Raw genomic sequence first — 21,703 nt, forward strand, 5'->3', positions numbered from 1 at the left:
AGATATGCTTCAATACATTATTCAAACCGTGTTATTTCAGCTAATATTTTTGTTAGCATATGATTTGTTTCATAAAAAGGATACTTTTTTTACTGTAAACAGAGTATATCTTTTAGTCACTTCTCTACTTTCATTAACCTTACCATTTATAAAGGTAAAAGGGATACAAGAAACGATTCCGGATAATTATATCATTGATTTACCCACTGTTTTCATTGGCGAAAGTATTGTAAACAACAATGTTATCGAAGTGGCAAATTCAGCTACAGCACAAAGCTTAGATATTAACTGGTGGTTAGTGATTTACACAGTTGGTGTTTGGATTACGGTATGTATGTTTATCAAAAAAACTTTGATTATCCGTTCTTTAAAGAAAAACTCTAGTAAAGGAAATATAAAGAACTATCCTGTAAGAATATTACCTGACAGCAAAGATGCTTTTACGTTTTGGAATACCATTTATATAGGAAATCAATTGTCTGACGCGGAAAAAGAAAAAATCTTAATTCATGAGATTGTACACCTAAAACAAAAACACACATTAGATCTTATATGGTTTGAATTCATTAAAATCCTTTTCTGGTTTAACCCTATGATCTATATATACCACTCCAGAATAATTGCGCTGCATGAATATATTTCTGATGCATCTGCAATTAAACACTTAGGTAAACGCGAATATTATGAACAATTACTGAACACCAATTTCCAAACCACAAATGTGAAATTTGCTAATAATTTCTTCAATCATAAATTACTTAAAAAAAGAATCATCATGCTTCAAAAAACGAAATCAAAAGCAAAGGCCAAACTAAAATATTTGGCTATTGTACCTTTACTCGCTGTAATGGTAACCTTTACAGCATTTTCTCAGAAAGCTATAGAACTTGCCAATATTTCTAGTGAAAAAATCACCGATGAAATTCAGGAACTTACGAATCCATTATCTTCTAATCAAATAGACAATGAGATTCCAGTAAAAGAAGAACCTATTAGTAACAATGTATCAGAAGAAAAGACTACTGAAAAAGAAGTTTCTGAAACTGTAGAGGAAAAACCTAATATAGTAATCACACCAAAGGCTATCCAAACCATCAATAGAGATTCTTTATCAAAGGTAGATCAAAAAATTGTAGACCAACTTCTGGAAATCAAAAACGATATTATCCAAAACGGAAAAAGCTTTGCCAGCAGAGCTGTTTTATATTCTGAAGATCCAGGATCCAAAGGAAATGGAGGACTATATTCAATAAAACCAGACGACCCTTTTCATCAAAAATTTAAGGATGTCGCTTTTAGCCTAAAAGAAGGAGAAATTTCTGAACCTTTTAGAACTCCGTTTGGATGGCATATTCTTACCGTTGAGAAAATTAAGGCAGATGGAGTTGATGTTAGACATATATTAATCTTAAGAGAACAAAACATTCCTTTTTCTGAAGTAGACAAAGTTCCTAAAACCCAAAATTGCAAGGACCTTAAAGATCAAGACTTAATTAAAAAATGTGTATCCGATGAGATTAAGAAATTTATAAATAAAAACTTTAACACAGAAATTGCCAAATCAATTGGTCTTACAGGGTTGAATCGAGTTTATGTGAGATTTAAAATTGACACCTCCGGAAATATCGTAGAAGTTCAATCTCGTGGACCCGCTATCGAATTAGAAGAAGAAGCTAATAGAGTCATCGGTTCTTTACCCAAGATGATTCCGGGAGAATCTCAGGGTGAAAAAGTGAACGTCTTATACTCACTACCTATTGTTTTTCATGTTGGAGACCCTTCCAATACGGTACAGCTAAAAGAACCTATATCAAAAGATTCCATCAAAAAGGAAGCTGTTCTAACAGAAACACTATCCACTACCGAAGATCATAGGATAAAAAATGGATACTATTTGGTAACCAATATTTTTAAACGTAAAAGTTATTTCGATAAAGGTATGGCACGATTAAAAGAGAAAGGACTAAATCCTAAACACTTTAGAAATCCCAAAGATTCATATCTGTATGTATACCTAGAAAGATATGATAGCTACGAAGAAGCTAAAGCAATGCTTTTTTCTGATTTTAATGGCAAGTATGAAGGTGATATGTATATCCTGAAAATTCAATAATAAACTAAGCGTAAACCAATATAGTAAAACAGATGAAGCAACTCACCAAAGCAGAAGAAGAAGTCATGCAACTCTTATGGGAGCTAAATGAAGGAAACGTAGCTGCTATTATAGATAAAATGCCGGAACCCAAACCTGCATATAACACCATTTCAACAATCATTAGGATTCTGGAAAACAAAGAATTTGTTTCACATCGTAAAGAGGGTAAAGGATACGTGTATTTTCCATTAGTAAAAAAAGAAGAATACAGTAATCAGTCTTTAAACAAACTAATGAATAATTATTTTAATGGCTCATTTAGAAATATGGTGTCTTTTTTTGTAAAGAAAAACGATATGAATATTGAAGATTTGGAAACGATACTCAAGGAAATCAATAAAGACGATAATGACGTTTCGTAACCAACTGACTTTAGTTTTTTTAATAATTATCTCCTTGATTTTTGTAAAGGTCGAAGGCCAAACTTCCAGTATAAAGATTGCCGATAGTTTGTATACGCTTGGAAACTATGCCGAAGCTATTAAAACCTATCAAAAAATAACCAAAAAGGATCAATACATACTGCTGCAAATTGCCAAAGCCCACAAGGCTAAGGGCACGTATCTGGATGCTTTACATTATTACGAAAAAGCCATTAACCAAGATTCGACTGTAGCCTCATCAAAACTAGAATATGCCAAATTATTAGTAACTACTAATAAATTTAAAAAAGCAGATAGTGTTTATTCTAATTTAGTGGCTACACATAATAATAATCCCAATTTCCAATACCGATTAGGGTCCGTAAAGAAGAAGTTGAAAGATTCTACAGCAATACAGTATTTTGAAACAGCTTTTAGGCTGGATAGCACACATCAGAAAAGTTGTTTTGAAGTTTCTATGCATTATCTTAGAAAAAGAAAATACAACTTAGTATCTGACATCGCCAACAAAGGATTGTCATCTTATCCAGAAAATCCGGAATTGTTGAATGTATTGGCACAAAATTATCTTTTGAGAAAGTACTATACTGAAGCTATTCCTTATTTCGAAAAACTACTTTCACTGAACTATACTAATGAATTTATACACGCATCATTAGCATTATGTTATCACAAAAACTATGATTATGATCTAGCAATTGCCCAATATCAGAAAGCCTTAAAATATAATGATAAAGTACCTATACGATATACCCGTATGGCTCAGGCTTATGAATCGATCAAAAAATACGATGAAGCTTTGGATAGTTATAAAGCCGCTTTGACATTAAAAGATGTACCTATAGATGAAGACCTTCTAAATATTGCGATGGTATACAGACATCAGGAAGAATGGGAAAAAGCGATGGCACAAGCAAAACTGGCGCTAAAAGAAAATCCTAATTATGCCAGAGCACAATATCAACTCGCTGCTTTTGCAGATGCTTATTATAAAGATCCTCAGACCAAATTAGACTACTATAATTTATTTATGAAAAAATTTGGTGATGACACAGATAAAGGGAAGTATTTCAATTTTATTGTCAAAAAAAGAATTACACAATTAGAAGAAGAAATAGAAGCCAACAAAAAAACTATTGAAAGAAATTAGCTCTGAAGCTCTCAAAGTATTGTTTTCTAATCACATTTATCCTAACCTTCTGAATAAAAAACTTTAATTTTATACGCTGGCAAACACATTCATGTTTTTATAGCCAATAGAATTATCGATGATCAAAAGAAGTTATTATATATTCGTTTTAGTTTTTACGTTATTTTCTTGTGATAATCTAATTGTTAAAAAAGAGAATCAAGAAGAGGTTTTACAAGAAAAGTGGAAGGAAATTGACAAAAATCAAGTTGATGAACCTCCTTTGTTTGAAGCCTGCAAACAAGCCTCTGAAGAAGAACAGAAGCGCTGTTTTCAGGAAACTATCAATAAACATATTGGTGATTATCTTTCAGATCACACAATCACCGTACAAGAAGCTATCAATGACACTGTTTGGGTTCCTTTACTCATTACTAAAGAAGGAGACATTATTCTGGAAGATTTTTTAGTTCCGGATATTATTACCTCTCAAATTCCCGACTTTAAAGATATTTTGGAAGAAAGTATAGAACAACTTCCAGACATAGAACCTGCTCATACCAGAAGTACTCCTGTGAATACCAGATATAAACTACCGCTGGTAATTCGTATTAATTAAGAACTCTTTCTTATTCTTAATTCCTTAGTTTTGTAGAAATTCACGATTTGTTGGAAAATGAGAAAATAATATTGGGTATTGATCCCGGAACTACCATTATGGGGTTTGGGTTAATCAAAGTAGTGAAGAAAAAAATGTCTTTTTTACAACTTAATGAACTTCAGCTTGGTAAATATGATGACCACTACCTAAAACTAAAGCTGATTTTCGAACGAACCGTGGAACTCATTGACACCTATCATCCGGACGAAATAGCTATTGAAGCACCTTTTTTTGGTAAAAACGTACAATCGATGTTAAAACTTGGTCGTGCTCAGGGAGTAGCTATGGCAGCTGGATTAAGTAGAGAAGTACCTATTACAGAGTATTCTCCAAAAAAAATAAAAATGGCGATTACCGGCAATGGTAATGCTAGTAAAGAACAGGTAGCAAAAATGCTACAAAGTCTTTTACAATTAAAAACTCTTCCTAAAAATCTGGACTCTACCGATGGGTTAGCAGCTGCCGTTTGCCATTTCTACAATATGGGCAGAGCAGACATTGTTGGTAAAAGTTATACTGGTTGGGCAGCTTTTGTAAAACAGAATGAAAAAAGAGTGAAGAAATGATTCAGTTAGAAGTGTGGACAATTATTTGGTTTTTAAGACTGATTTTTTCCTACTTCTTTTTTAAAGAAATTTATACTACTCGTTTTACATCAAAAAAAGTCAAAATCATCTGGTTTTTAGTTGTTCTGATATTTACCTTTATAGGCTATTCTATATTTTTAGCTTATAAACGTAGGTTTGTTATAAAAAGAAAGTTTAACCCAGATTTTTCTCAACTAATTAAGCACTAATTTGTCAGGCATCTACATACATATCCCATTTTGCAAGCAGGCCTGTCACTACTGTGACTTTCACTTTTCTACTTCGACAAAGAATAGGGATCAAATGGTTTTTGCATTATGTAACGAAATCAAATTACGAAGATCTGAAATTGATGACTACGAGGTAATCAATACAATATATTTTGGTGGTGGAACTCCAAGTATCTTATCCACATCCGCACTAAAGTTTATTATCGACACTATTTATGAAAACTACCTTGTTGCTGATGATGTAGAAATCACGGTAGAAGCGAACCCCGATGATCTTACCACAGCATATATAAAATCAATAGCTGTCACAAAAGTAAATCGACTAAGTATTGGTATTCAATCTTTCTTCGAAGAAGATCTAAAACTAATGAATCGCGCTCACAACGCCCAGGAAGCTTTGGATTGTTTGTCTCTCGCGACTCGCGAGTTTGATAATATATCAATAGATCTGATTTATGGAATTCCCGGAATGTCTTCAAAACGATGGCAGGAAAATCTAAAAATAGCATTAGATACTGGGATTCCGCATATCTCCAGCTATGCATTAACAGTAGAACCAAATACTGCATTATCGTCTTTCATCGAAAAAGGAATTATCTCACCGGTAGAGGATGAACTGGCTCAGGAACATTTCGACATTCTTGTAGAAACCATGGAACATGCCGGATTCGAATATTACGAGTTTTCTAATTTTGGAAAACCCGGATATTTTAGCAAAAATAACACGGCCTATTGGCAAGGCAAACATTATTTAGGTATTGGTCCTTCTGCACATTCCTATAACGGAAAAGAACGCAGCTGGAACATTAATAACAATATAAAGTACATCAAAGCACTTCAGGAAAATAAACTCCCAAGAGAGATTGAAACGCTAACAACTACAGATAAATACAATGAGTATGTAATGACCGGATTAAGAACTATTTGGGGAGTTTCTTTACAAAAAATAGAAGATGATTTTGGACTTACTTATAAAGAATACTTATTAAAACAAGCTCAGAAACACCTTGATGAGCATCTTTTATTTCTTGATGGAGATATAGTAGTAGTTACCAAAAAAGGAAAGTTTTTAAGTGATGGTATCGCAAGTGATCTTTTCTTGTTAAATTTAGGGTAAGCTATTTCCTAAACCAAAATCAGGATCATGCAAGAAAAATATGATGTCATAGGAACCAATTATAATACCACTCGTAAAGCAGATCCTTATCTTTTTAATAGATTACATACACTTCTTAATCCTTCAACCGACAGAACATATTTAGATATTGGATGCGGTACAGGCAATTACACAAAACAATTTGACAAAAAAGGATATCGTTTTATAGGTATTGATCCTTCTTCAGAGATGCTAGAAAAAGCTAAAATCCCAAGCAATAATGTACTTTGGAAAATTGGAAAGGCTGAAACTTTAGAGCTTTCAGAAAATAGTATCGATGGAATAGTAGCAAGTTTGACGCTTCATCATTGGGATAGTCTGGATCAAGGTTTTGAATCACTTCGTAAAGTTTTAAAACCAGCAGGGAATATTGTGATTTTCACCGCTACTCCAAAACAAATGAAAGGATATTGGTTATGCCATTACTTTCCAAAAATGTTAGAAGATTCAATGAATCAAATGCCTTCGTTAGATGCTGTCAAAAAGAGCTTACATAAAAATGGGTTGGTTATAGAGAAGACAGAAAAGTACTTTATTAAACCCGATATAGAAGATCTTTTTCTATATTCAGGAAAACACAATCCAAAACTATATTTTAGAGCTGAAGTAAGGCATGGAATATCATCTTTCTCATCCCTTTCTAATGCTTCAGAAGTAGAAAATGGTCTAAATGCTTTAGAAAAAGATATAGATTCAGGTAAAATAAAAAATGTTATAAAAAACTATGAAAATACAGATGGAGATTATCTGTTTCTTGTAGTCAAAACTGTAGATTAAGAATTTAATGATTACTAGTATACATTATAAAAACGTTACATATAAAGTTGATCTATCTCAGCCTCTTGATATATCAATCCCACTAAGAGCAACCGATGAAAATGTGAATGCCTGGTATATTCCGGCTCCAAAAATTGAACCCGTTACGGATGGAGATTGGATAGGAAAAGTTTCTGAAGGTGCTTCTACAAACTTTAATAATATCTACTTTAATCCACACGGACACGGAACACATACCGAATGTGTCGGGCATATTACCAAAGAGTTCTACAGCATTAATAAAACATTAAAACAATTCTTTTTTACCGCTGAACTTGTAACCATAAACCCGGAAAAACAAGGAGATGATTTTGTGATTACCAAAAATCTAATAAAGACAGCTTTACAATCTAATCCACAAGCTATCATTATCCGAACGCTTCCTAATACCGAAAAAAAACGTAATAAACAATATTCTCATACCAATTGGCCGTACATATCTAAAGAGGCTGCACTATATATTCGCGAAATAGGAATTGATCACCTATTGATTGATTTGCCATCAGTGGATAAAGAAAAAGACGATGGTAAACTAGTAGCTCATAAAGCTTTTTGGAACTATCCAGAAGCTCCACGAATTGAAGCAACTATCACCGAAATGATTTTTGTAAAAAATGAAATGCCAGATGGTAATTACATCTTAAATCTTCAGATTGCTCCATTCGAGAATGATGCTTCGCCAAGCAAACCAATATTATACAAAATACTAAAATCATAATGAAGACTACCTTGCAACTAGAAGAACTTGCTATGCTGGTCCTAGGAATTTATCTATTCAGCCTATTGTCTTTTCCCTGGTGGTTATTCCTGGCGTTATTTTTGGTGCCGGATATAGGAATGTTAGGATATCTTGTGAATAAGAAAATTGGTGCGCTTACCTACAACATTTTTCATCATAAAGGTTTAGCTATTTTCTTGTACTGTGTTGGGATATATTTATCAAATGAGCATATACAACTATGCGGAATTATCCTATTTTCGCATGCTGCCTTTGATAGAATTTTGGGTTATGGTTTGAAATATGAAAAAGGTTTTAAATTTACACACCTTGGTGAGATAGGTAAAAAGAATTAATATGGAGTTGTTATTTGTTGGATTATTGATAGGTTCTGTTTTGGCATATTTCATTTTTGCCAGATTTAATGCCGCAAAAAAAAGAGCTGGTATACAAACACAATCCACTATTCTAATGGAAAAAATTAGAAGTGTTTGTAAGCTGGTTACGGTAGAAGGTGATTTTGCAGAAATCTATCATTATGAAAGTGTAAAAGAAAAATTCTTCAAAACAATAAGGGGGAAGAAAAAAGCCCTAATTCTCATAGACGCTAAAGCACATGTAGGTTTTGATCTTTCCAAAATAAAGTTAGATAGTGACACTAAAAACAAAAGAATAGTGTTAACTCAATTTCCAAAGCCAAAACTACTAACCATAGAAACCGACTTTAAGTACTATGATAAAAAAGAAGGTTGGCTTAATCCAATGACTTCTAATGATCTCACCGATATTAATCAAGAAGCTAAACAATTCATTATTGATAAAATACCGGAAAGTGGGTTGATAGAATCAGCCGGCAAAGAATTACTTACAGTGATTTCTCTGATGGAAACTGTTGCAGAATCTATTGGTTGGACTTTAGATTATTCTTCACTGGAATTAGACAATGATCCTGACCAAAAGCTTATAAATTAAGACCGATGAGCATTATTATTTCTACAGAAAATTCAAAGTTAGATATCGACTTTATTCATCAATTTTTGACCAACTCATACTGGGCAAAAGGAAGAACAAAAGAAGAAGTAAGAACAAGTATAGAACATTGCCTTAGTTTTGGCGTTTATTTAGATGAGCAACAGATTGGTTTTGCCAGAGTCCTTACGGATTATACCGTATTTGGTTATATAATGGATGTTTTTATTGCGGAGAATTACAGAGGAAAAGGGTACTCAAAAAAATTGATGAAAACAATTTTACAACATCCCGAGTTACAAAAAGTTCACCGCTGGATGCTAGCCACAGCTGATGCTCATGGATTATATAAACAATTTGGATTTGATGCGTTACCTGATCCAAATATGATTATGGGTAAGGGTAAAATCAATAGGTAATAATATCATACATGAACATAGAAGCGTTTAGAGAGTATTGTTTATCAAAAAAAGGAGTAACCGAAGAATTTCCATTTGATGAAACTACCTTAGTTTTTAAAGTGATGGGAAAGATGTTCGTATTAACCGGACTGAATAGACTTCCCTTTAGTGTAAATCTAAAATGTGATCCTGACAAATCTATTGAGCTTAGAGAATTCCATCCAGAAATCGAGCCTGGATATCACATGAGTAAAAAACATTGGAATACTGTTAACTTTTCGGGCAGTTTAGCTACTGATATGTTATATGAATTGATCGATCACTCCTATGATTTAGTAGCAAGTGGTTTAACAAAAAAAGCAAAACAAGAATTAGACAATTTATAAATCAGAATAAAAGAATAGAAGAAAAAATATGGTCATATTTAGTAAGGGCGAAAGTTTTTGACAACTCCAAACAACTATCCCCCGACTCCGCTCCAGATGACATAAAGATATATTTTTGCATTCTCTTTTCGAATATATAATATGAACAACCCACAACAATTTTATAGATCACAAATTGACGCTCATAATTTATCTTTAAAAAAGGTAAAAAAACAACTTGCCCTATCCAGTACAATCCGACTATTTCTGTTTTTAAGTATCGTAGTGGGCATCTATTTAGGGTATCCAAATACTCAAATCATTATAGGAAGTATTGTAATAGGTATAACCGGGTTTATTATTATCATAAATCGTCACACAGATCTATCTTATATAAAAAATAAGCTTCAGAAACTGATCAATCTTAACCAGTTAGAGCTTGATGTTTTTGAAGGTGATTACAGCAAACTATCCACAGGAAAAAAGTATATCGATCCTTCACATCCATATAGTCACGATATCGATTTATTTGGAGACCGATCTTTCTTTCAATATACCAATCGAACGACAACTGCAGCCGGAAAAAACAAACTAGCCACTTTATTAATAAGTAATGATATTGAACATATACAGCGAAAACAAGAAGCTATAAAAAATTTATCTAAATTATCTGAATGGCGTCAGGAATTCAGTGCAGTTGCCTCTCTGGTTGATGTATCTATTTCAGTATCTACTATCCGACAATGGCTACAGAATTACACTCCCTTTGTTCCTAAAATAATGCGCATACTTCCTGCAATAGTATCTGGAATTTCAGTACTGATGATTGTGTTATTATTTATGGAAGTTATTACGTTCCAAGTCTTTTTACTATGGTTCTTTATCGGTTTAGGAATTACCGGATCTCAACTTAAAAAAATCAACACCTTATATAGTAAATCTAATAAAGTAAAGGATACGTTCGAACAATATTACAAATTGGTAGATCAGATTGAGAAAAGTAATTTCGAATCTACTTTACTTCAAGAAAAACAACAAGATGTAATCAATGAAAAAGAAAAGGCATCGGTAATACTGAAACAGTTTGCAGGAATCCTCAATGCTTTGGATCAACGAAACAATATGATGTTTGGGGTTTTAGCTAATGGTCTATTTCTTTGGGATATCATTCAGTGTTATCGTATTGAAAAATGGATCGCTACTCATCACGATAAAGTAGATCAATGGTTTGAAGTTATTGCTTTTTTTGACTCTTATAACTCATTAGGAAATTTTGCTTTTAACAATCCTGATTATATCTATCCCGAATTAACCGCAAAAGGTACAATTCTTAATGCTCAGGATTTAGGACATCCTATGCTTAACGCAAAGAAAAGAGTAGATAACGATATCTCTATTGCCAACGAAGAGTTTTTTATTATCACCGGTGCTAATATGGCTGGTAAAAGTACGTTTCTAAGAACCGTAGCATTACAAATTGTGATGTCCAATATAGGTCTCCCAATTTGTGCAAAATCTTGCGCGTATCGACCTATTAAATTGATTACCAGTATGAGAACCTCAGATTCCCTAAGTGATGATGCTTCGTACTTCTTTTCAGAATTAACCCAACTAAAAAGAATTGTAGATGCATTGGAAAACGATGAATATTTTATCATTCTGGATGAGATATTAAAAGGTACAAACAGTAAAGATAAGGCTGCAGGATCACGCAAATTTGTTGAAAAATTGGTCAAAGCAAATGCAACCGGAATTATCGCTACTCATGATTTGAGTTTATGCGAAATTGCTTCAGAATTAGATCAAGTAAAAAATAGATTCTTTGACGCACAGATTGTGGATGATGAACTATATTTTGATTATAAATTTAAAGATGGTGTTTGTCAAAATATGAATGCCTCCTTCCTATTAAACAAAATGGGAATCGTGTAGTCTCTTTTTGTAGTTAGAGGGAGTGATCCCTTTTATTTCTTTAAATTTTCTATTAAAATTGGATAAATTTTTAAAGCCACTATTATAGGAAGCTTCTGATATCGTAATTTCGGTTTCCTTGGATAATAACCTACAAACATTTTCAATCCTAACTTCAATTAAAAACTGGAAAAATGTTTTGTTTGTTCGTTGTTTAAAATATCGGCAAAAAGCATTGGGTGTCATATTAGCCAAGTCTGCAACTTCTTTTAAAGAAAAATCGCGGTTAAACTCATTCATCACCGCCTGAAACACTATCGCCATGCGTTTCCCCTCATTATCCGTATATGCTCTTTTGGAGATAAATGAAGATATTGTTTCTATTTTAGCTGTTTTTAGTAGTTTTAATATCTTGAGAAAAACAGTAAACCGATCTAGTCTTTCTTCTTTATTGATAATTTTAAGAAATTGCCTTTTCAATTTTTGTTTTTTTGAAAGTACCTTCATTCCATATGCAGAGCTTTTGAAAAAGTTTGAAAAATCTTCAAACTCCGGAAGTTCAAAAAACATGTTGCCAAATGATTCTTTGGTAAAAAAGAGAGAAATCATATAAGATTCTTCATCAGAAGCTGCACTTTGTAAAACATGAGGCACATTACTTCCAAAAACCAAAATATCGTCTGGCTTATAATCAGTAATGGTATCACCAACAATTAAACTACCTTCTCCAGATATAATAATGGATATCTGTATTTCTTCATGCTGATGAAATTTATCATATAAGACAATTTCCTTATCTTCTTGGACGATTAGGGTATCTGTTGAAGACTTTGGTATTTTAAAGGGCAAGGCTTTCATTTATAGCTATATATACTTCAATATTAATCATAATTAGCTTAATTAATACAACAAGAGGTAATATAGTATTACTATAGGATAATTTATAGATACCCTCACATTTAAATTGACAATATATTTGAATCAAAATTAAAACGAATGACAATAGATTGGAAAGGCGTTATGCCAGCCGTTACCACGAAATTTACAGATGAGGACACCTTGGATCTGGAAATGTTTACTACAAATATTAATGCTCAGATAAATGCTGGAGTAGACGGTATTATTTTGGGAGGTACTTTGGGAGAAGCCAGTACTTTAAGTAATGAAGAAAAGAGTATACTGGTTACAACTACTGCAGACCTAGTAAAAAATAGAGTACCGGTTATTATTAATATTGCTGAGCAAAGTACCAAAGGGGCTATTGAAGCAGCTCATAAAGCCGAAGAAGATGGTGCTCACGGATTAATGATGCTCCCTCCTATGCGTTACAAAGCCGGAGATAGAGAAACAGTTACATATTTTAAAGAAGTCGCAAAAAACACTGATTTACCTATTATGATCTACAATAATCCTGTGGACTATAAAATTGAAGTGACTTTGGATATGTTTGAAGAGCTAATTAAACTGGATAACATTCAGGCAGTAAAGGAATCTACCAGAGATATTTCTAATGTAACGCGTATAAAAAACCGATTTGGAGATCGTTTAAAGATACTCTGCGGAGTTGACACCTTGGCGTTAGAAAGTTTATTGATGGGTGCAGACGGATGGGTTGCAGGATTGGTCTGTGCTTTTCCGGAAGAAACAGTTGCGATTTACGAATTACAAAAAGCAGGAAGAATCAAAGAAGCAATAGCTATCTATCGTTGGTTTTTACCATTGTTGGAATTAGATATAAACCCTAAATTAGTACAAAATATTAAACTGGCAGAAGTAGCCACAGGAATAGGCACTGAAAATGTGCGTGCTCCCAGACTCCCTTTAATAGGAGAAGAGCGTAAAAAGGTATTGGAAATTATAGAAAATGGACTAAAAACAAGACCTTCTTTACCAGATTACAAATCATTAGTTGACTATTAGAGCAACTCATAAAGAATTAAAATCCGCAGTGTGGATTCAATTTTCATACAATAACTCATTAATTCCTCATTCATGATCACTGGTAAAAACTATATAGGAAATGAACTTTCAGCCGAAGGAACCAAAAAATATACAACCTTTAATCCTAAGCTAAATATTGAAAATAAAAATACTTTTTATGAAGCCTCTTCTGAAGAAATAGAAAAAACCGTATCTCTGGCTTCAGAGGCTTTCGAATCCTTCAAGAAAGTCTCTGGCAGTAAAAAAGCTGAGTTTCTGAATACTATTGCTGATGAAATTTTGGCATTGGATCAAACCCTTATAGAAACTTATATGTCTGAGACTGGCTTACCAGAAGGCAGAGCAAAAGGAGAACGAGGTAGAACCATTGGACAATTAAGAATGTTTGCAGAATTAGTTGCCGTCGGTTCTTGGGTAGAAGCTACTATCGACACAGCTGATCTAGATAGAAAACCAATCCCGAAACAAGATATTCGAAAAATGATGGTTCCGTTAGGTCCCATTGTTGTTTTTGGAGCTAGTAATTTTCCTTTAGCCTATTCTACAGCTGGTGGAGATACCGCTGCTGCACTAGCCGCTGGGTGTCCTGTGATTGTAAAATCACATCCCATGCACGCCGGCACCGGAGAATTAGTTGCATCTGCTATTATCAAAGCCGCCAAAAAAACCGGAATGCCAAACGGCGTGTTTTCTAACCTAAACAGTTCAGGAATAGAAGTTGGTGTTCAATTGGTAAGACATCCCAAAGTAAAAGCAGTCGGGTTTACCGGAAGTATACAAGGAGGTAGAGCTCTTTTTGATTTAGCTTCTCAGCGACCAGAACCTATTCCTGTCTTTGCAGAAATGGGAAGTGTTAATCCTGTAATTCTGCTTCCAAAGGCAACAGCATCCAAAGGTGAAGCGCTCGCTAAGACATATGCCCAATCCATCACACTCGGAACTGGTCAATTTTGTACAAACCCAGGACTCATTTTAGGAATAAAAGGTGATTCACTTGATAATTTTATCAATATCCTTTCTGATGAGATTATAAAAATTGAACCATCTTGTATGTTACATCCTACTATCATTGGTAATTATGAAAAAAATAAATCCAATGCATTACAGCAAAGCGGATTGACCGTTACCGCGGATTATCAAAATGATGTAGCGACTAATCATGCAAGACAAACAGTAACCACGGTAGAAGGAAAAACTTTTTTAGAAAACACTACTTTACATCAGGAAGTATTTGGTCCTTTTTCTATGGTAGTGCAATGCGCAGACGCACGTGAATTAGAAACTATTATCAACAATCTGGAAGGTCAGCTAACAGGAACAATACTAGCCGAAAAAGAAGAAGCTACTACATATATCTCTGTAATTGAAGCGCTCCAAAACCGTGTGGGAAGAATTATTTTTAACGGTGTTCCTACCGGTGTAGAAGTCTGTCCTGCAATGCTTCATGGAGGTCCATATCCGGCATCAACAGATAGTAGGTTTACAGCAGTTGGGATTCATTCTATAAAACGCTGGGTAAGACCATTCAGTTATCAAAGTTGGCCAAATGACTTATTACCCGATGAACTTAAAAATGAAAACCCCTTAGGAATATCTCGTTTAGTAAACGGTAAACAAACTCACGACACCATCTAATTATGTCCAGAACAACCTATAAATGCATCGATGCTCATACCTGCGGAAATCCGGTGAGGGTAGTTACCACAGGACATCCGGATCTCAAAGGTAATTCTATGAGTGAAAAACGACAGCATTTCTTAAAGGAGTACGATTGGATAAGAACGGGACTGATGTTTGAACCTCGTGGTCATGATATGATGAGCGGTAGCTTTTTATTTGAACCACACGATCCAGTAAATGATTTTGCTATTCTTTTTATAGAAACATCCGGTTGTTTGCCTATGTGTGGCCACGGAACTATCGGGACCATTACTATTGTAATTGAGGAAGGGTTAATCGAACCTAAAGTTCCCGGAAAAATACGAATGGAAGCTCCTGCAGGATTAGTTGAAATCGAATATCAACAATCCGGAAAGAAAGTAGATTGGGTAAAACTAAAAAACGTGAAGTCTTATTTAGCTAAAGAAAACCTCACCATTGACTGTCCGGAAATAGGTGAAATCACTTTTGATGTGGCTTATGGTGGCAATTATTATGCAATTATAGATTCTCAGAAAAACTTTAGCGGAATACAGGATTTCACTGCTTCTAAATTGATCCAATATTCTCAAGTTATTCGAGATCGAATTAATGAAAAGTATCCCGATTATTTTATTCATCCTGAAAACGATACTATTAGAGATGTTAGTCATATCCTCTGGACAGGAGATCCAATCGATCCTAGTTCATCCGGAAGAAATGCGGTTTTTTATGGAGACAAAGCTATAGATCGTTCTCCTTGTGGTACAGGAACCTCAGCGAGAATGGCACAATTATACGCTAAAGGAAAATTAAAAAAAGGAGAAGAATTCATACATGAAAGTTTTATTGGTTCTAAATTTATTGGAAGAATTGAAGAAGAGACTGAGCTTGTTAATCAAAAAGCTATTATTCCTAGTATACAAGGATGGGCAAAAATATATGGATACAACACCATCATTATTGATGATCAAGATGATCCCTATGCACATGGATTTCAGGTGATTTAGATAATTAAGGAACTAATGAATTAATGTGAAAATGATTTAATAAAAATGGAAAAACAACAGTTCATTGAAAAATTTAAAAAACGAACCAAAAAATTATCCGTAGATATTATTCTAATGTATAATAATCTAAAAAAATCAGAAGCTACAAAAGTCATTGGTTATCAAATTATAAAAAGTGCAACATCAACTGCTGCTAATTATAGGGCTTCTTGTATTGCTAGATCTAAAAAAGAATTCTATGCTAAAATCTCTATCACAACCGAAGAAGCAGATGAAACTGTATTTTGGTTAGAAGTTTTAAAAGATTCAGGATTAGCTTCTGAAAAAAATAATTGACCCACTTTTAAACGAAGCAGAGGAAATTCTAAAAGTAGTTTCTAAAGCCAGAAAAAATACGATCTTTAATTAATTCATTTTATCATTTATACATTAAAACATTGAAAAATTGTGTTATCATCGGTGGAGGAATCATAGGACTTTGTTCTGCATACTACTTGCATAAAGAAGGTCATAAGGTAACGGTAATAGATCAATCCTCTATGGATTATGGTGCTTCTTATGTCAATGCCGGATATCTGACTCCAAGTCATATTATTCCTTTGGCAGCTCCCGGAGTTATGAAAAAAGGATTAAAATGGATGTTCAATCAAAGTAGTCCCTTATTTATAAAACCTCGTTTAAATTCTCATTTTTTACAATGGTCTTGGGCCTTCAACAAATCCTGTTCTTCAGAAAATGTAGCTCGCAGTATTTCTGCCATTAAAGATATAAACCTGTTAAGTAGAGATCTATATTCTGATATTAAGGAACAGGAAGATTTTAACTTTCATTTAGAACGAAAAGGATTGTTAATTCTTTGTCAAACAGACAAAATGTTAGCAGAGGAAATTCATGTAGGAGAAATTGCGCAACAAGAAGGTTTACCGGTTAAAAATCTTTCTTTTTCAGAATTAAAACAACTAGAACCTAACATACAACTACATGCTAAAGGTGCTGTATTGTATGAATGTGATGGACACACTACTCCACATCTATTTATGGAAGAAATGAAAGCTTATCTGGAAGTTTCTGGTGTTACCTTTCGGAAAAATGAAAAGATTACTGATATTGATGTAAGTAATAATAAAATAGTTTCGGTAACTAGTTCTTCTAATACTTATAACGCAGATGAATTTATTTTAGCTGCTGGTTCTTGGTCCAAATTATTGAGTAAGAAACTTGGAATTAAATTATTGCTTGAAGCAGGAAAAGGATATCGAATAAACGTAAAAAGAGATTTAGGAATTACAATGCCTACTATTCTAGCAGAAGCTAAAGTGGCAGTTACTCCCATGCAAGGATTTACTCGTTTTGCAGGAACCATGGAAATCGCCGGAATCAATCATGATATTAACAGAGTAAGAGTCGAAGCTATTGCCAATGCTGCTCATACATACTATCCAGATATTGTTCTTACTGATGACGAAAAGATTAATGCTGCTTGTGGTTTAAGACCTGTCTCCCCAGATGGTATGGCGTACATAGGTAAATCTGGTAAATGTAAAAATCTAACCATCGCCACTGGACATGCAATGATGGGTTGGAGTATGGGACCAGCTACCGGTAAATTAGTTTCGGAACTGATTTCACATAAAAAACCATCATTGGATTTAAGCGTTTATCATCCAGATCGGAAATTTTAAAAAACCTCTATTTAGTATAGACCTGATAGGTTTTGGAAACCTGTCGGATCTTTTTATTGTACATTACAAAATCCCAGTTTGTCTCTTATAAAAAGTATCCTGTTGTTTTTGCATTAACTCTCTTGCGATTTTCTTTTTGTATTGATATAATTCATCTTCTTCTGCGATATCGCCATATACTCGATCATTCACGGTATGATCTGTTGCTAACAGTATTTTGCGTTGATCAGCTTTCTGTGCCGTCCATGTTTTTACTTCACCCTCTACATCTTCGATTTTAAAATCGTATTCTCCTTTTGGCGAAAGTAGCTTTGCGAAAATCGGGGAAGTTTCAATAGCTAAAAACAATAAAAAGATAAAAAATGAAGGCAACCACGGTAATTCATTAAGGGCGTTTACTCGCGCCATTAATCCGTCAAAATTATCAATGATTGGTTGAGAAGCTTCTACTTGTTTATCATAGGCTGATGCCAGTTCAGTTTTTTGTACCTCTAAACCTGTGATTTTTTCAGCATTTGTTTTCTTCAGCTCCACCAATTCAGCCAGCATTGCATCGTGCTTTTCTCTTTTCTCTTTATAAACAGGACCCTTACCCACAAGCTCGGTACCTTTTCGACCTTCTGCCTCTGCAATGTAAGTCTCATACAGCTCATTTACTTCTGTTTCCTTAGCACTCACCTCTTGTTTTAGCCCAGCTATTTTAGTATCAATTCCTTCTACAATTGGAGTATATTGGGTCGCTATTTGCTCTTGATTTGCTAATGTTAAATCATTTTTTTGTTCCAGTAGCACTTGATCAATTTCTTTTTCAAAAATCTTTAATTCTAACGGCTTTGAAATAACAACGGCTATAATCACCGCTAAAATAATCCTGGGAGAAGCTTGTAACAATTCATCTAAAACGTTATCCTTTTTCTTAATGGTGGAAACTATAAATCGATCCAGATTAAAGATCAACAAACCCCATACTAATCCAAAGAATATAGCAGTAAAATAATTATCAAATACAGTATAAAGTGCATAGCTGGCTGCCAAAAATGCCATAAGTGCTGTAAAAAATACGGTTGCACCAATACCGGCATACTTATTTTGTTCTCCATTAGAACTATCTGCCAGTATATCGGCGTCTGCGCCGGAGCACATAATAAAAAATCGTTTTAACATAATCTAAGGGTGTTTTTTGATCGACAATAGACCTATAACGCTGATTTCTAACTAAATGTTGCGCAAAAAACCCCACCGAGGTGAGGTTTTAGGTAATTTATGCATTTTATAATAACAAAAGCTTACGATCAGTCTTTAAGTTTCACTTTTGATTTACCATTTTTTGTTGATGCATCTATCGAAAGGTTGTTATTAGAGTCCTCTACTAGTTTAAGTGCTTCTTTAGCAGAAATTTGTTTCCCATTGTAATAAAAATCAGCATCTTTTTTAGCCATGCTTTCTATTAACTTTTCAGGAGTATGATCCCTGGCCAATCTCATTGCCTCTCGTTCTGCTTTTCTGGCTTTCATTTCTGCTTCTCTTGCACTTTTTCTTGCCTCCATTTCGGATTTACGCATTTCTTTTTCGGCCTTGTGAGCTTGCATTTCAGCTTTTTTCATTTCTTTTTTAGCTCTTAATCTCGCTTCCTGAGATGCTTCTAGAGCCATAACTCTTGCCTTTTCAGCTACTTTTCTACGTTCTTCAGCAATAAGCATTGCATTACCTGCAGCAATTTCCTGCTTCATTCTGGCTTCTTCAGCCAAAAGCATCGCTTCTTCTCTTTGGAGACTGGCTCTTTCTCTTTCAATTTCTGCACGTTCTCTTGCTAGTTCATTTTGAACTCGTCCTTTTAGCTCTGTCTTTTCTTCTTCTGTCAAATCCTCTTTTTCTGATAAAAGAATTTCTGCATAACCATCATCGGTCTTAATCTTTACGGTCTTTTTAGATTGCCCCTCAATTACATTTTTTTCTGTGGGTGCTGGTGGTGGTGGAATATTACTCTTCTCTCCTTTTTTCACCTTAGGAGCTTTAGAAGGTGGTGGAGGCGGTGGAATATTACTTTTTTCTCCTTTCTTTACTTTTGGTGCCTCTGGTGGCGGTGGAGGCGGTGGAATATCACTTTTTTCTCCCTTCTTTACTTTTGGTGCTTCTGGTGGCGGTGGAGGCGGTGGAATATCACTTTTTTCTCCTTTCTTTACTTTTGGTGCCTCTGGTGCAGGAGGTGGCGGTGGAATATCAGGGAACTTCTCTGATCCTTTACGCTGCTCAGTAGTCATGTTCCTGTAAATATTTATCATACGATAAATCTCGCTCTCGCTAATGGTAATCGGTTTATTTCCTTTGATTTTAGTGTGTACATCTTTTGCCCAGACATTATATTCTTTTACCATTTCCTCAGTCACTCCTTCCTGAACACTATTTTGTTTTTGATTTAGGGAACTGCTCTCTTCTTTATCTTTTAAAACAATAATTGAAGATTTTTCGAGCGTATTCAATTCTTCAACATCAGGAAACATAACTTCTTCCATTGGTCGCTCTACTTCTTTAGCCACTATTTCGTTATTAAAAAATAATACGCATAGTGATAAAACAGGTGCTAAAGTGACTAGCTTTAACATCGCTCTTTTTTTAGAAAACTCTTTTGTCATCATCTGTAATCGTTTTTTTGTTAATGAATAATTAATAGGACTCGATAATACAGCTTGATTAGAGCTGCTGGGGTAATTAAGGAGTAACTCAAAGTAATTTTGTATTGAAAATCGTTGCTTCAATACGCTCTGGTCCGCAAGAAACTCGTGGTTTAGTTTTATAGATCTTTTTATAAAAATAAATAAAGGATTAAACCAAAAGATTACTTGCAAAACCTCTACAAACAGTATATCTAATGTATGTTTTTGTACTACATGTGTTTTTTCATGAAGCAATACTTCTTCGGGGATATTTTTATTCTGAAATTCCTTTTTAGGGACAAAAATGTAACTCAGAAATGTATGTGGAATTGTTGAACTACTTAACAATACATTGATATGTGATGGTTCTTTTAGTCTTTCATTGGTTCTGATCTTGTTAGAAATATCCGTGATATTTCGCATAAATCGGAAACCAAAAATCAGCATTCCAATGCCATAAATACTCCATAAAGTAATGGGCAGATAATTAATAGAATCTTCTGTAATTATCATTTCAGGTTCTATAAGTAAAGGAGCGGTTATTTCTGATACCACTTCTGGTTCGGCAATAACCTCAATCTCATATGTAAGCGTAATTAGCGGGATACTGAATGCGAATACCAGGCTAAAAAGAAGATAAAACCTTTTTACAAAATGAATATTTTCTTTTTCTAAAAACAACTTGTAGAATGCCCATAAGAGCAGTAAACAAAGTGATGATTTAATTATATATGCTATCATTTTTGTTTCTTTAAAAGTTCCTGATCTACAATCTTTTTAAGTTCTTCTAATTCTGAAGTTGATAAGTTCGTTTCTGAAGTAAAAAAAGATGCAAACTGCGATGCAGAATCATTAAAAAAATTCTTTATCAAACCGTTTACATGTTTAGAGAAATAATCGGTCTTTTTTACTAAAGGATAATACTCTCTGGATTTTCCGTACAACGTATAATCGATGAATCCTTTGTCGGTCATTCTCTTAAGTAAAGTAGCCACTGTAGTGGTTGCAGGCTTGGGCTCCGGAAAAGTATCTAGTAAATCTTTCATAAAGGCTTTCTCTAGTTTCCAGAGGTATTTCATTAATTGTTCTTCGGCTTTGGATAATTGCATTACTCTACATTATTAGAATTAACTCTACAAATGTAGAATAAAAAATTATATTTCCAAATACTTTGATAAAAAAATACCTGTGAGGTATTAAAAACCTAACAGGTATTTTACTATTTACGTTAGGGATTGAATGGCTTGTTTGAGCTCCTTTTATTGATTTTAATAAATCATTAAAAGAGCGAGTAGTG

Annotated in this window: 22 protein-coding genes; 18 read left to right on the forward strand and 4 right to left on the reverse strand. The window is 34.0% G+C overall.

The window, feature by feature from the left end:
• Positions 1-4: 4 nt before the first annotated feature.
• The 13 genes from ACFSR1_RS10635 to ACFSR1_RS10695 all read left to right on the forward strand — a co-directional run bounded on the left by ACFSR1_RS10635 (position 5) and on the right by ACFSR1_RS10695 (position 11,502).
• The gene (locus ACFSR1_RS10635) at positions 5-2,113 is read left to right on the forward strand and encodes a peptidylprolyl isomerase (protein WP_378292286.1); all 2,109 of its coding nucleotides are present in this window, start codon (positions 5-7) and stop codon (positions 2,111-2,113) included.
• 32 nt (positions 2,114-2,145) lie between these two features.
• Positions 2,146-2,517, forward strand: a complete 372-nt coding sequence (locus ACFSR1_RS10640; protein ID WP_378292288.1) for a BlaI/MecI/CopY family transcriptional regulator — start codon at positions 2,146-2,148, stop codon at positions 2,515-2,517.
• Between the two features lie 34 nt (positions 2,518-2,551).
• Entirely contained in the window at positions 2,552-3,688 is a 1,137-nt protein-coding gene (locus tag ACFSR1_RS10645) for a tetratricopeptide repeat protein (protein WP_378292290.1), read from the forward strand.
• A 118-nt stretch (positions 3,689-3,806) separates the two neighbouring features.
• Positions 3,807-4,286 carry a hypothetical protein gene (locus ACFSR1_RS10650; protein ID WP_378292292.1) on the forward strand — a complete coding sequence of 160 codons (480 nt, stop codon included), beginning with the start codon at positions 3,807-3,809 and terminating at the stop codon, positions 4,284-4,286.
• A gap of 50 nt (positions 4,287-4,336) precedes the next feature.
• Entirely contained in the window at positions 4,337-4,894 is a 558-nt protein-coding gene (ruvC, locus tag ACFSR1_RS10655) for a crossover junction endodeoxyribonuclease RuvC (protein ID WP_378292294.1), read from the forward strand.
• 231 nt (positions 4,895-5,125) lie between these two features.
• Positions 5,126-6,262: a radical SAM family heme chaperone HemW gene (hemW, locus tag ACFSR1_RS10660; RefSeq protein WP_378292296.1), complete on the forward strand. Its 1,137-nt coding sequence runs from the start codon at positions 5,126-5,128 to the stop codon at positions 6,260-6,262.
• A 27-nt stretch (positions 6,263-6,289) separates the two neighbouring features.
• Positions 6,290-7,078: a class I SAM-dependent methyltransferase gene (locus ACFSR1_RS10665; RefSeq protein WP_378292298.1), complete on the forward strand. Its 789-nt coding sequence runs from the start codon at positions 6,290-6,292 to the stop codon at positions 7,076-7,078.
• Positions 7,079-7,085: 7 nt separating this feature from the next.
• On the forward strand, positions 7,086-7,835 hold the full coding sequence (locus ACFSR1_RS10670) for a cyclase family protein (protein WP_378292300.1): 750 nt from the start codon (positions 7,086-7,088) through the stop codon (positions 7,833-7,835).
• Positions 7,835-8,191, forward strand: coding sequence for a DUF4260 domain-containing protein (locus ACFSR1_RS10675; RefSeq protein ID WP_378292302.1), 357 nt, complete (start codon positions 7,835-7,837; stop codon positions 8,189-8,191). The genes ACFSR1_RS10670 and ACFSR1_RS10675 overlap by 1 nt, the downstream gene beginning before the upstream one ends.
• A 1-nt stretch (position 8,192) precedes the next feature.
• On the forward strand, positions 8,193-8,807 hold the full coding sequence (locus ACFSR1_RS10680; protein WP_378292304.1) for a DUF4230 domain-containing protein: 615 nt from the start codon (positions 8,193-8,195) through the stop codon (positions 8,805-8,807).
• Between the two features lie 5 nt (positions 8,808-8,812).
• Complete coding sequence (locus ACFSR1_RS10685; protein WP_378292306.1) at positions 8,813-9,223, forward strand: GNAT family N-acetyltransferase; 411 nt, start codon at positions 8,813-8,815, stop codon at positions 9,221-9,223.
• An 11-nt stretch (positions 9,224-9,234) separates the two neighbouring features.
• Complete coding sequence (locus tag ACFSR1_RS10690) at positions 9,235-9,591, forward strand: MmcQ/YjbR family DNA-binding protein (protein WP_378292308.1); 357 nt, start codon at positions 9,235-9,237, stop codon at positions 9,589-9,591.
• 141 nt (positions 9,592-9,732) lie between these two features.
• Complete coding sequence (locus tag ACFSR1_RS10695) at positions 9,733-11,502, forward strand: MutS-related protein (protein WP_378292310.1); 1,770 nt, start codon at positions 9,733-9,735, stop codon at positions 11,500-11,502.
• On the opposite strand, the gene ACFSR1_RS10700 is transcribed toward ACFSR1_RS10695, so the two are convergent.
• Positions 11,479-12,339, reverse strand: coding sequence for an AraC family transcriptional regulator (locus ACFSR1_RS10700; RefSeq protein ID WP_378292312.1), 861 nt, complete (start codon positions 12,337-12,339; stop codon positions 11,479-11,481). The genes ACFSR1_RS10695 and ACFSR1_RS10700 overlap by 24 nt on opposite strands.
• A 138-nt stretch (positions 12,340-12,477) precedes the next feature.
• Between ACFSR1_RS10700 and ACFSR1_RS10705 the strand changes: the two genes are divergently transcribed.
• The 5 genes from ACFSR1_RS10705 (at position 12,478) to ACFSR1_RS10725 (ending at position 17,752) form a co-directional block, all read left to right on the forward strand.
• Positions 12,478-13,401, forward strand: a complete 924-nt coding sequence (locus tag ACFSR1_RS10705; RefSeq protein ID WP_378292314.1) for a dihydrodipicolinate synthase family protein — start codon at positions 12,478-12,480, stop codon at positions 13,399-13,401.
• A gap of 72 nt (positions 13,402-13,473) precedes the next feature.
• Positions 13,474-15,057, forward strand: coding sequence for an aldehyde dehydrogenase (NADP(+)) (locus ACFSR1_RS10710; RefSeq protein WP_378292316.1), 1,584 nt, complete (start codon positions 13,474-13,476; stop codon positions 15,055-15,057).
• 2 nt (positions 15,058-15,059) lie between these two features.
• Positions 15,060-16,070: a 4-hydroxyproline epimerase gene (locus tag ACFSR1_RS10715; RefSeq protein WP_378292318.1), complete on the forward strand. Its 1,011-nt coding sequence runs from the start codon at positions 15,060-15,062 to the stop codon at positions 16,068-16,070.
• 45 nt (positions 16,071-16,115) lie between these two features.
• On the forward strand, positions 16,116-16,406 hold the full coding sequence (locus ACFSR1_RS10720; RefSeq protein ID WP_378292320.1) for a four helix bundle protein: 291 nt from the start codon (positions 16,116-16,118) through the stop codon (positions 16,404-16,406).
• Positions 16,407-16,507: 101 nt separating this feature from the next.
• Positions 16,508-17,752: an NAD(P)/FAD-dependent oxidoreductase gene (locus ACFSR1_RS10725; protein WP_378292322.1), complete on the forward strand. Its 1,245-nt coding sequence runs from the start codon at positions 16,508-16,510 to the stop codon at positions 17,750-17,752.
• Positions 17,753-17,815: 63 nt separating this feature from the next.
• On the opposite strand, the gene ACFSR1_RS10730 is transcribed toward ACFSR1_RS10725, so the two are convergent.
• The 3 genes from ACFSR1_RS10730 to ACFSR1_RS10740 form a co-directional block, all read right to left on the reverse strand.
• Positions 17,816-18,916 (reverse strand): DUF4407 domain-containing protein, encoded by a 1,101-nt coding sequence (locus ACFSR1_RS10730; RefSeq protein WP_378292323.1) that lies wholly within the window; start codon positions 18,914-18,916, stop codon positions 17,816-17,818.
• Between the two features lie 128 nt (positions 18,917-19,044).
• Complete coding sequence (locus tag ACFSR1_RS10735; RefSeq protein ID WP_378292325.1) at positions 19,045-21,147, reverse strand: M56 family metallopeptidase; 2,103 nt, start codon at positions 21,145-21,147, stop codon at positions 19,045-19,047.
• Positions 21,144-21,515 (reverse strand): BlaI/MecI/CopY family transcriptional regulator, encoded by a 372-nt coding sequence (locus tag ACFSR1_RS10740; RefSeq protein ID WP_378292327.1) that lies wholly within the window; start codon positions 21,513-21,515, stop codon positions 21,144-21,146. Before ACFSR1_RS10740 ends, ACFSR1_RS10735 begins: the two co-directional genes overlap by 4 nt.
• Positions 21,516-21,703: the final 188 nt, after the last annotated feature.

Origin of the sequence: Aquimarina rubra (genome assembly GCF_042684305.1) — a bacterium.
GTDB lineage: Bacteria > Bacteroidota > Bacteroidia > Flavobacteriales > Flavobacteriaceae > Aquimarina > Aquimarina rubra.

Excerpts from the sequence above, each read along its gene's own strand:
- ACFSR1_RS10675 (WP_378292302.1), top strand. The coding sequence starts at position 7,835 with ATGAAGACTACCTTGCAACTAGAAGAACTTGCTATGCTGGTCCTAGGA.
- ACFSR1_RS10680 (WP_378292304.1), top strand. The coding sequence starts at position 8,193 with ATGGAGTTGTTATTTGTTGGATTATTGATAGGTTCTGTTTTGGCATAT.
- ACFSR1_RS10715 (WP_378292318.1), top strand. The coding sequence starts at position 15,060 with ATGTCCAGAACAACCTATAAATGCATCGATGCTCATACCTGCGGAAAT.
- ACFSR1_RS10665 (WP_378292298.1), top strand. The coding sequence starts at position 6,290 with ATGCAAGAAAAATATGATGTCATAGGAACCAATTATAATACCACTCGT.
- ACFSR1_RS10635 (WP_378292286.1), top strand. The coding sequence starts at position 5 with ATGCTTCAATACATTATTCAAACCGTGTTATTTCAGCTAATATTTTTG.
- ACFSR1_RS10735 (WP_378292325.1), bottom strand. The coding sequence starts at position 21,147 with ATGATAGCATATATAATTAAATCATCACTTTGTTTACTGCTCTTATGG.
- ACFSR1_RS10720 (WP_378292320.1), top strand. The coding sequence starts at position 16,116 with ATGGAAAAACAACAGTTCATTGAAAAATTTAAAAAACGAACCAAAAAA.
- ACFSR1_RS10700 (WP_378292312.1), bottom strand. The coding sequence starts at position 12,339 with ATGAAAGCCTTGCCCTTTAAAATACCAAAGTCTTCAACAGATACCCTA.
- ACFSR1_RS10640 (WP_378292288.1), top strand. The coding sequence starts at position 2,146 with ATGAAGCAACTCACCAAAGCAGAAGAAGAAGTCATGCAACTCTTATGG.
- ACFSR1_RS10740 (WP_378292327.1), bottom strand. The coding sequence starts at position 21,515 with ATGCAATTATCCAAAGCCGAAGAACAATTAATGAAATACCTCTGGAAA.
- ACFSR1_RS10695 (WP_378292310.1), top strand. The coding sequence starts at position 9,733 with ATGAACAACCCACAACAATTTTATAGATCACAAATTGACGCTCATAAT.
- ACFSR1_RS10730 (WP_378292323.1), bottom strand. The coding sequence starts at position 18,916 with ATGTTAAAACGATTTTTTATTATGTGCTCCGGCGCAGACGCCGATATA.
- ACFSR1_RS10650 (WP_378292292.1), top strand. The coding sequence starts at position 3,807 with ATGATCAAAAGAAGTTATTATATATTCGTTTTAGTTTTTACGTTATTT.
- ACFSR1_RS10710 (WP_378292316.1), top strand. The coding sequence starts at position 13,474 with ATGATCACTGGTAAAAACTATATAGGAAATGAACTTTCAGCCGAAGGA.
- ACFSR1_RS10690 (WP_378292308.1), top strand. The coding sequence starts at position 9,235 with ATGAACATAGAAGCGTTTAGAGAGTATTGTTTATCAAAAAAAGGAGTA.
- ACFSR1_RS10670 (WP_378292300.1), top strand. The coding sequence starts at position 7,086 with ATGATTACTAGTATACATTATAAAAACGTTACATATAAAGTTGATCTA.
- ACFSR1_RS10685 (WP_378292306.1), top strand. The coding sequence starts at position 8,813 with ATGAGCATTATTATTTCTACAGAAAATTCAAAGTTAGATATCGACTTT.
- ACFSR1_RS10705 (WP_378292314.1), top strand. The coding sequence starts at position 12,478 with ATGACAATAGATTGGAAAGGCGTTATGCCAGCCGTTACCACGAAATTT.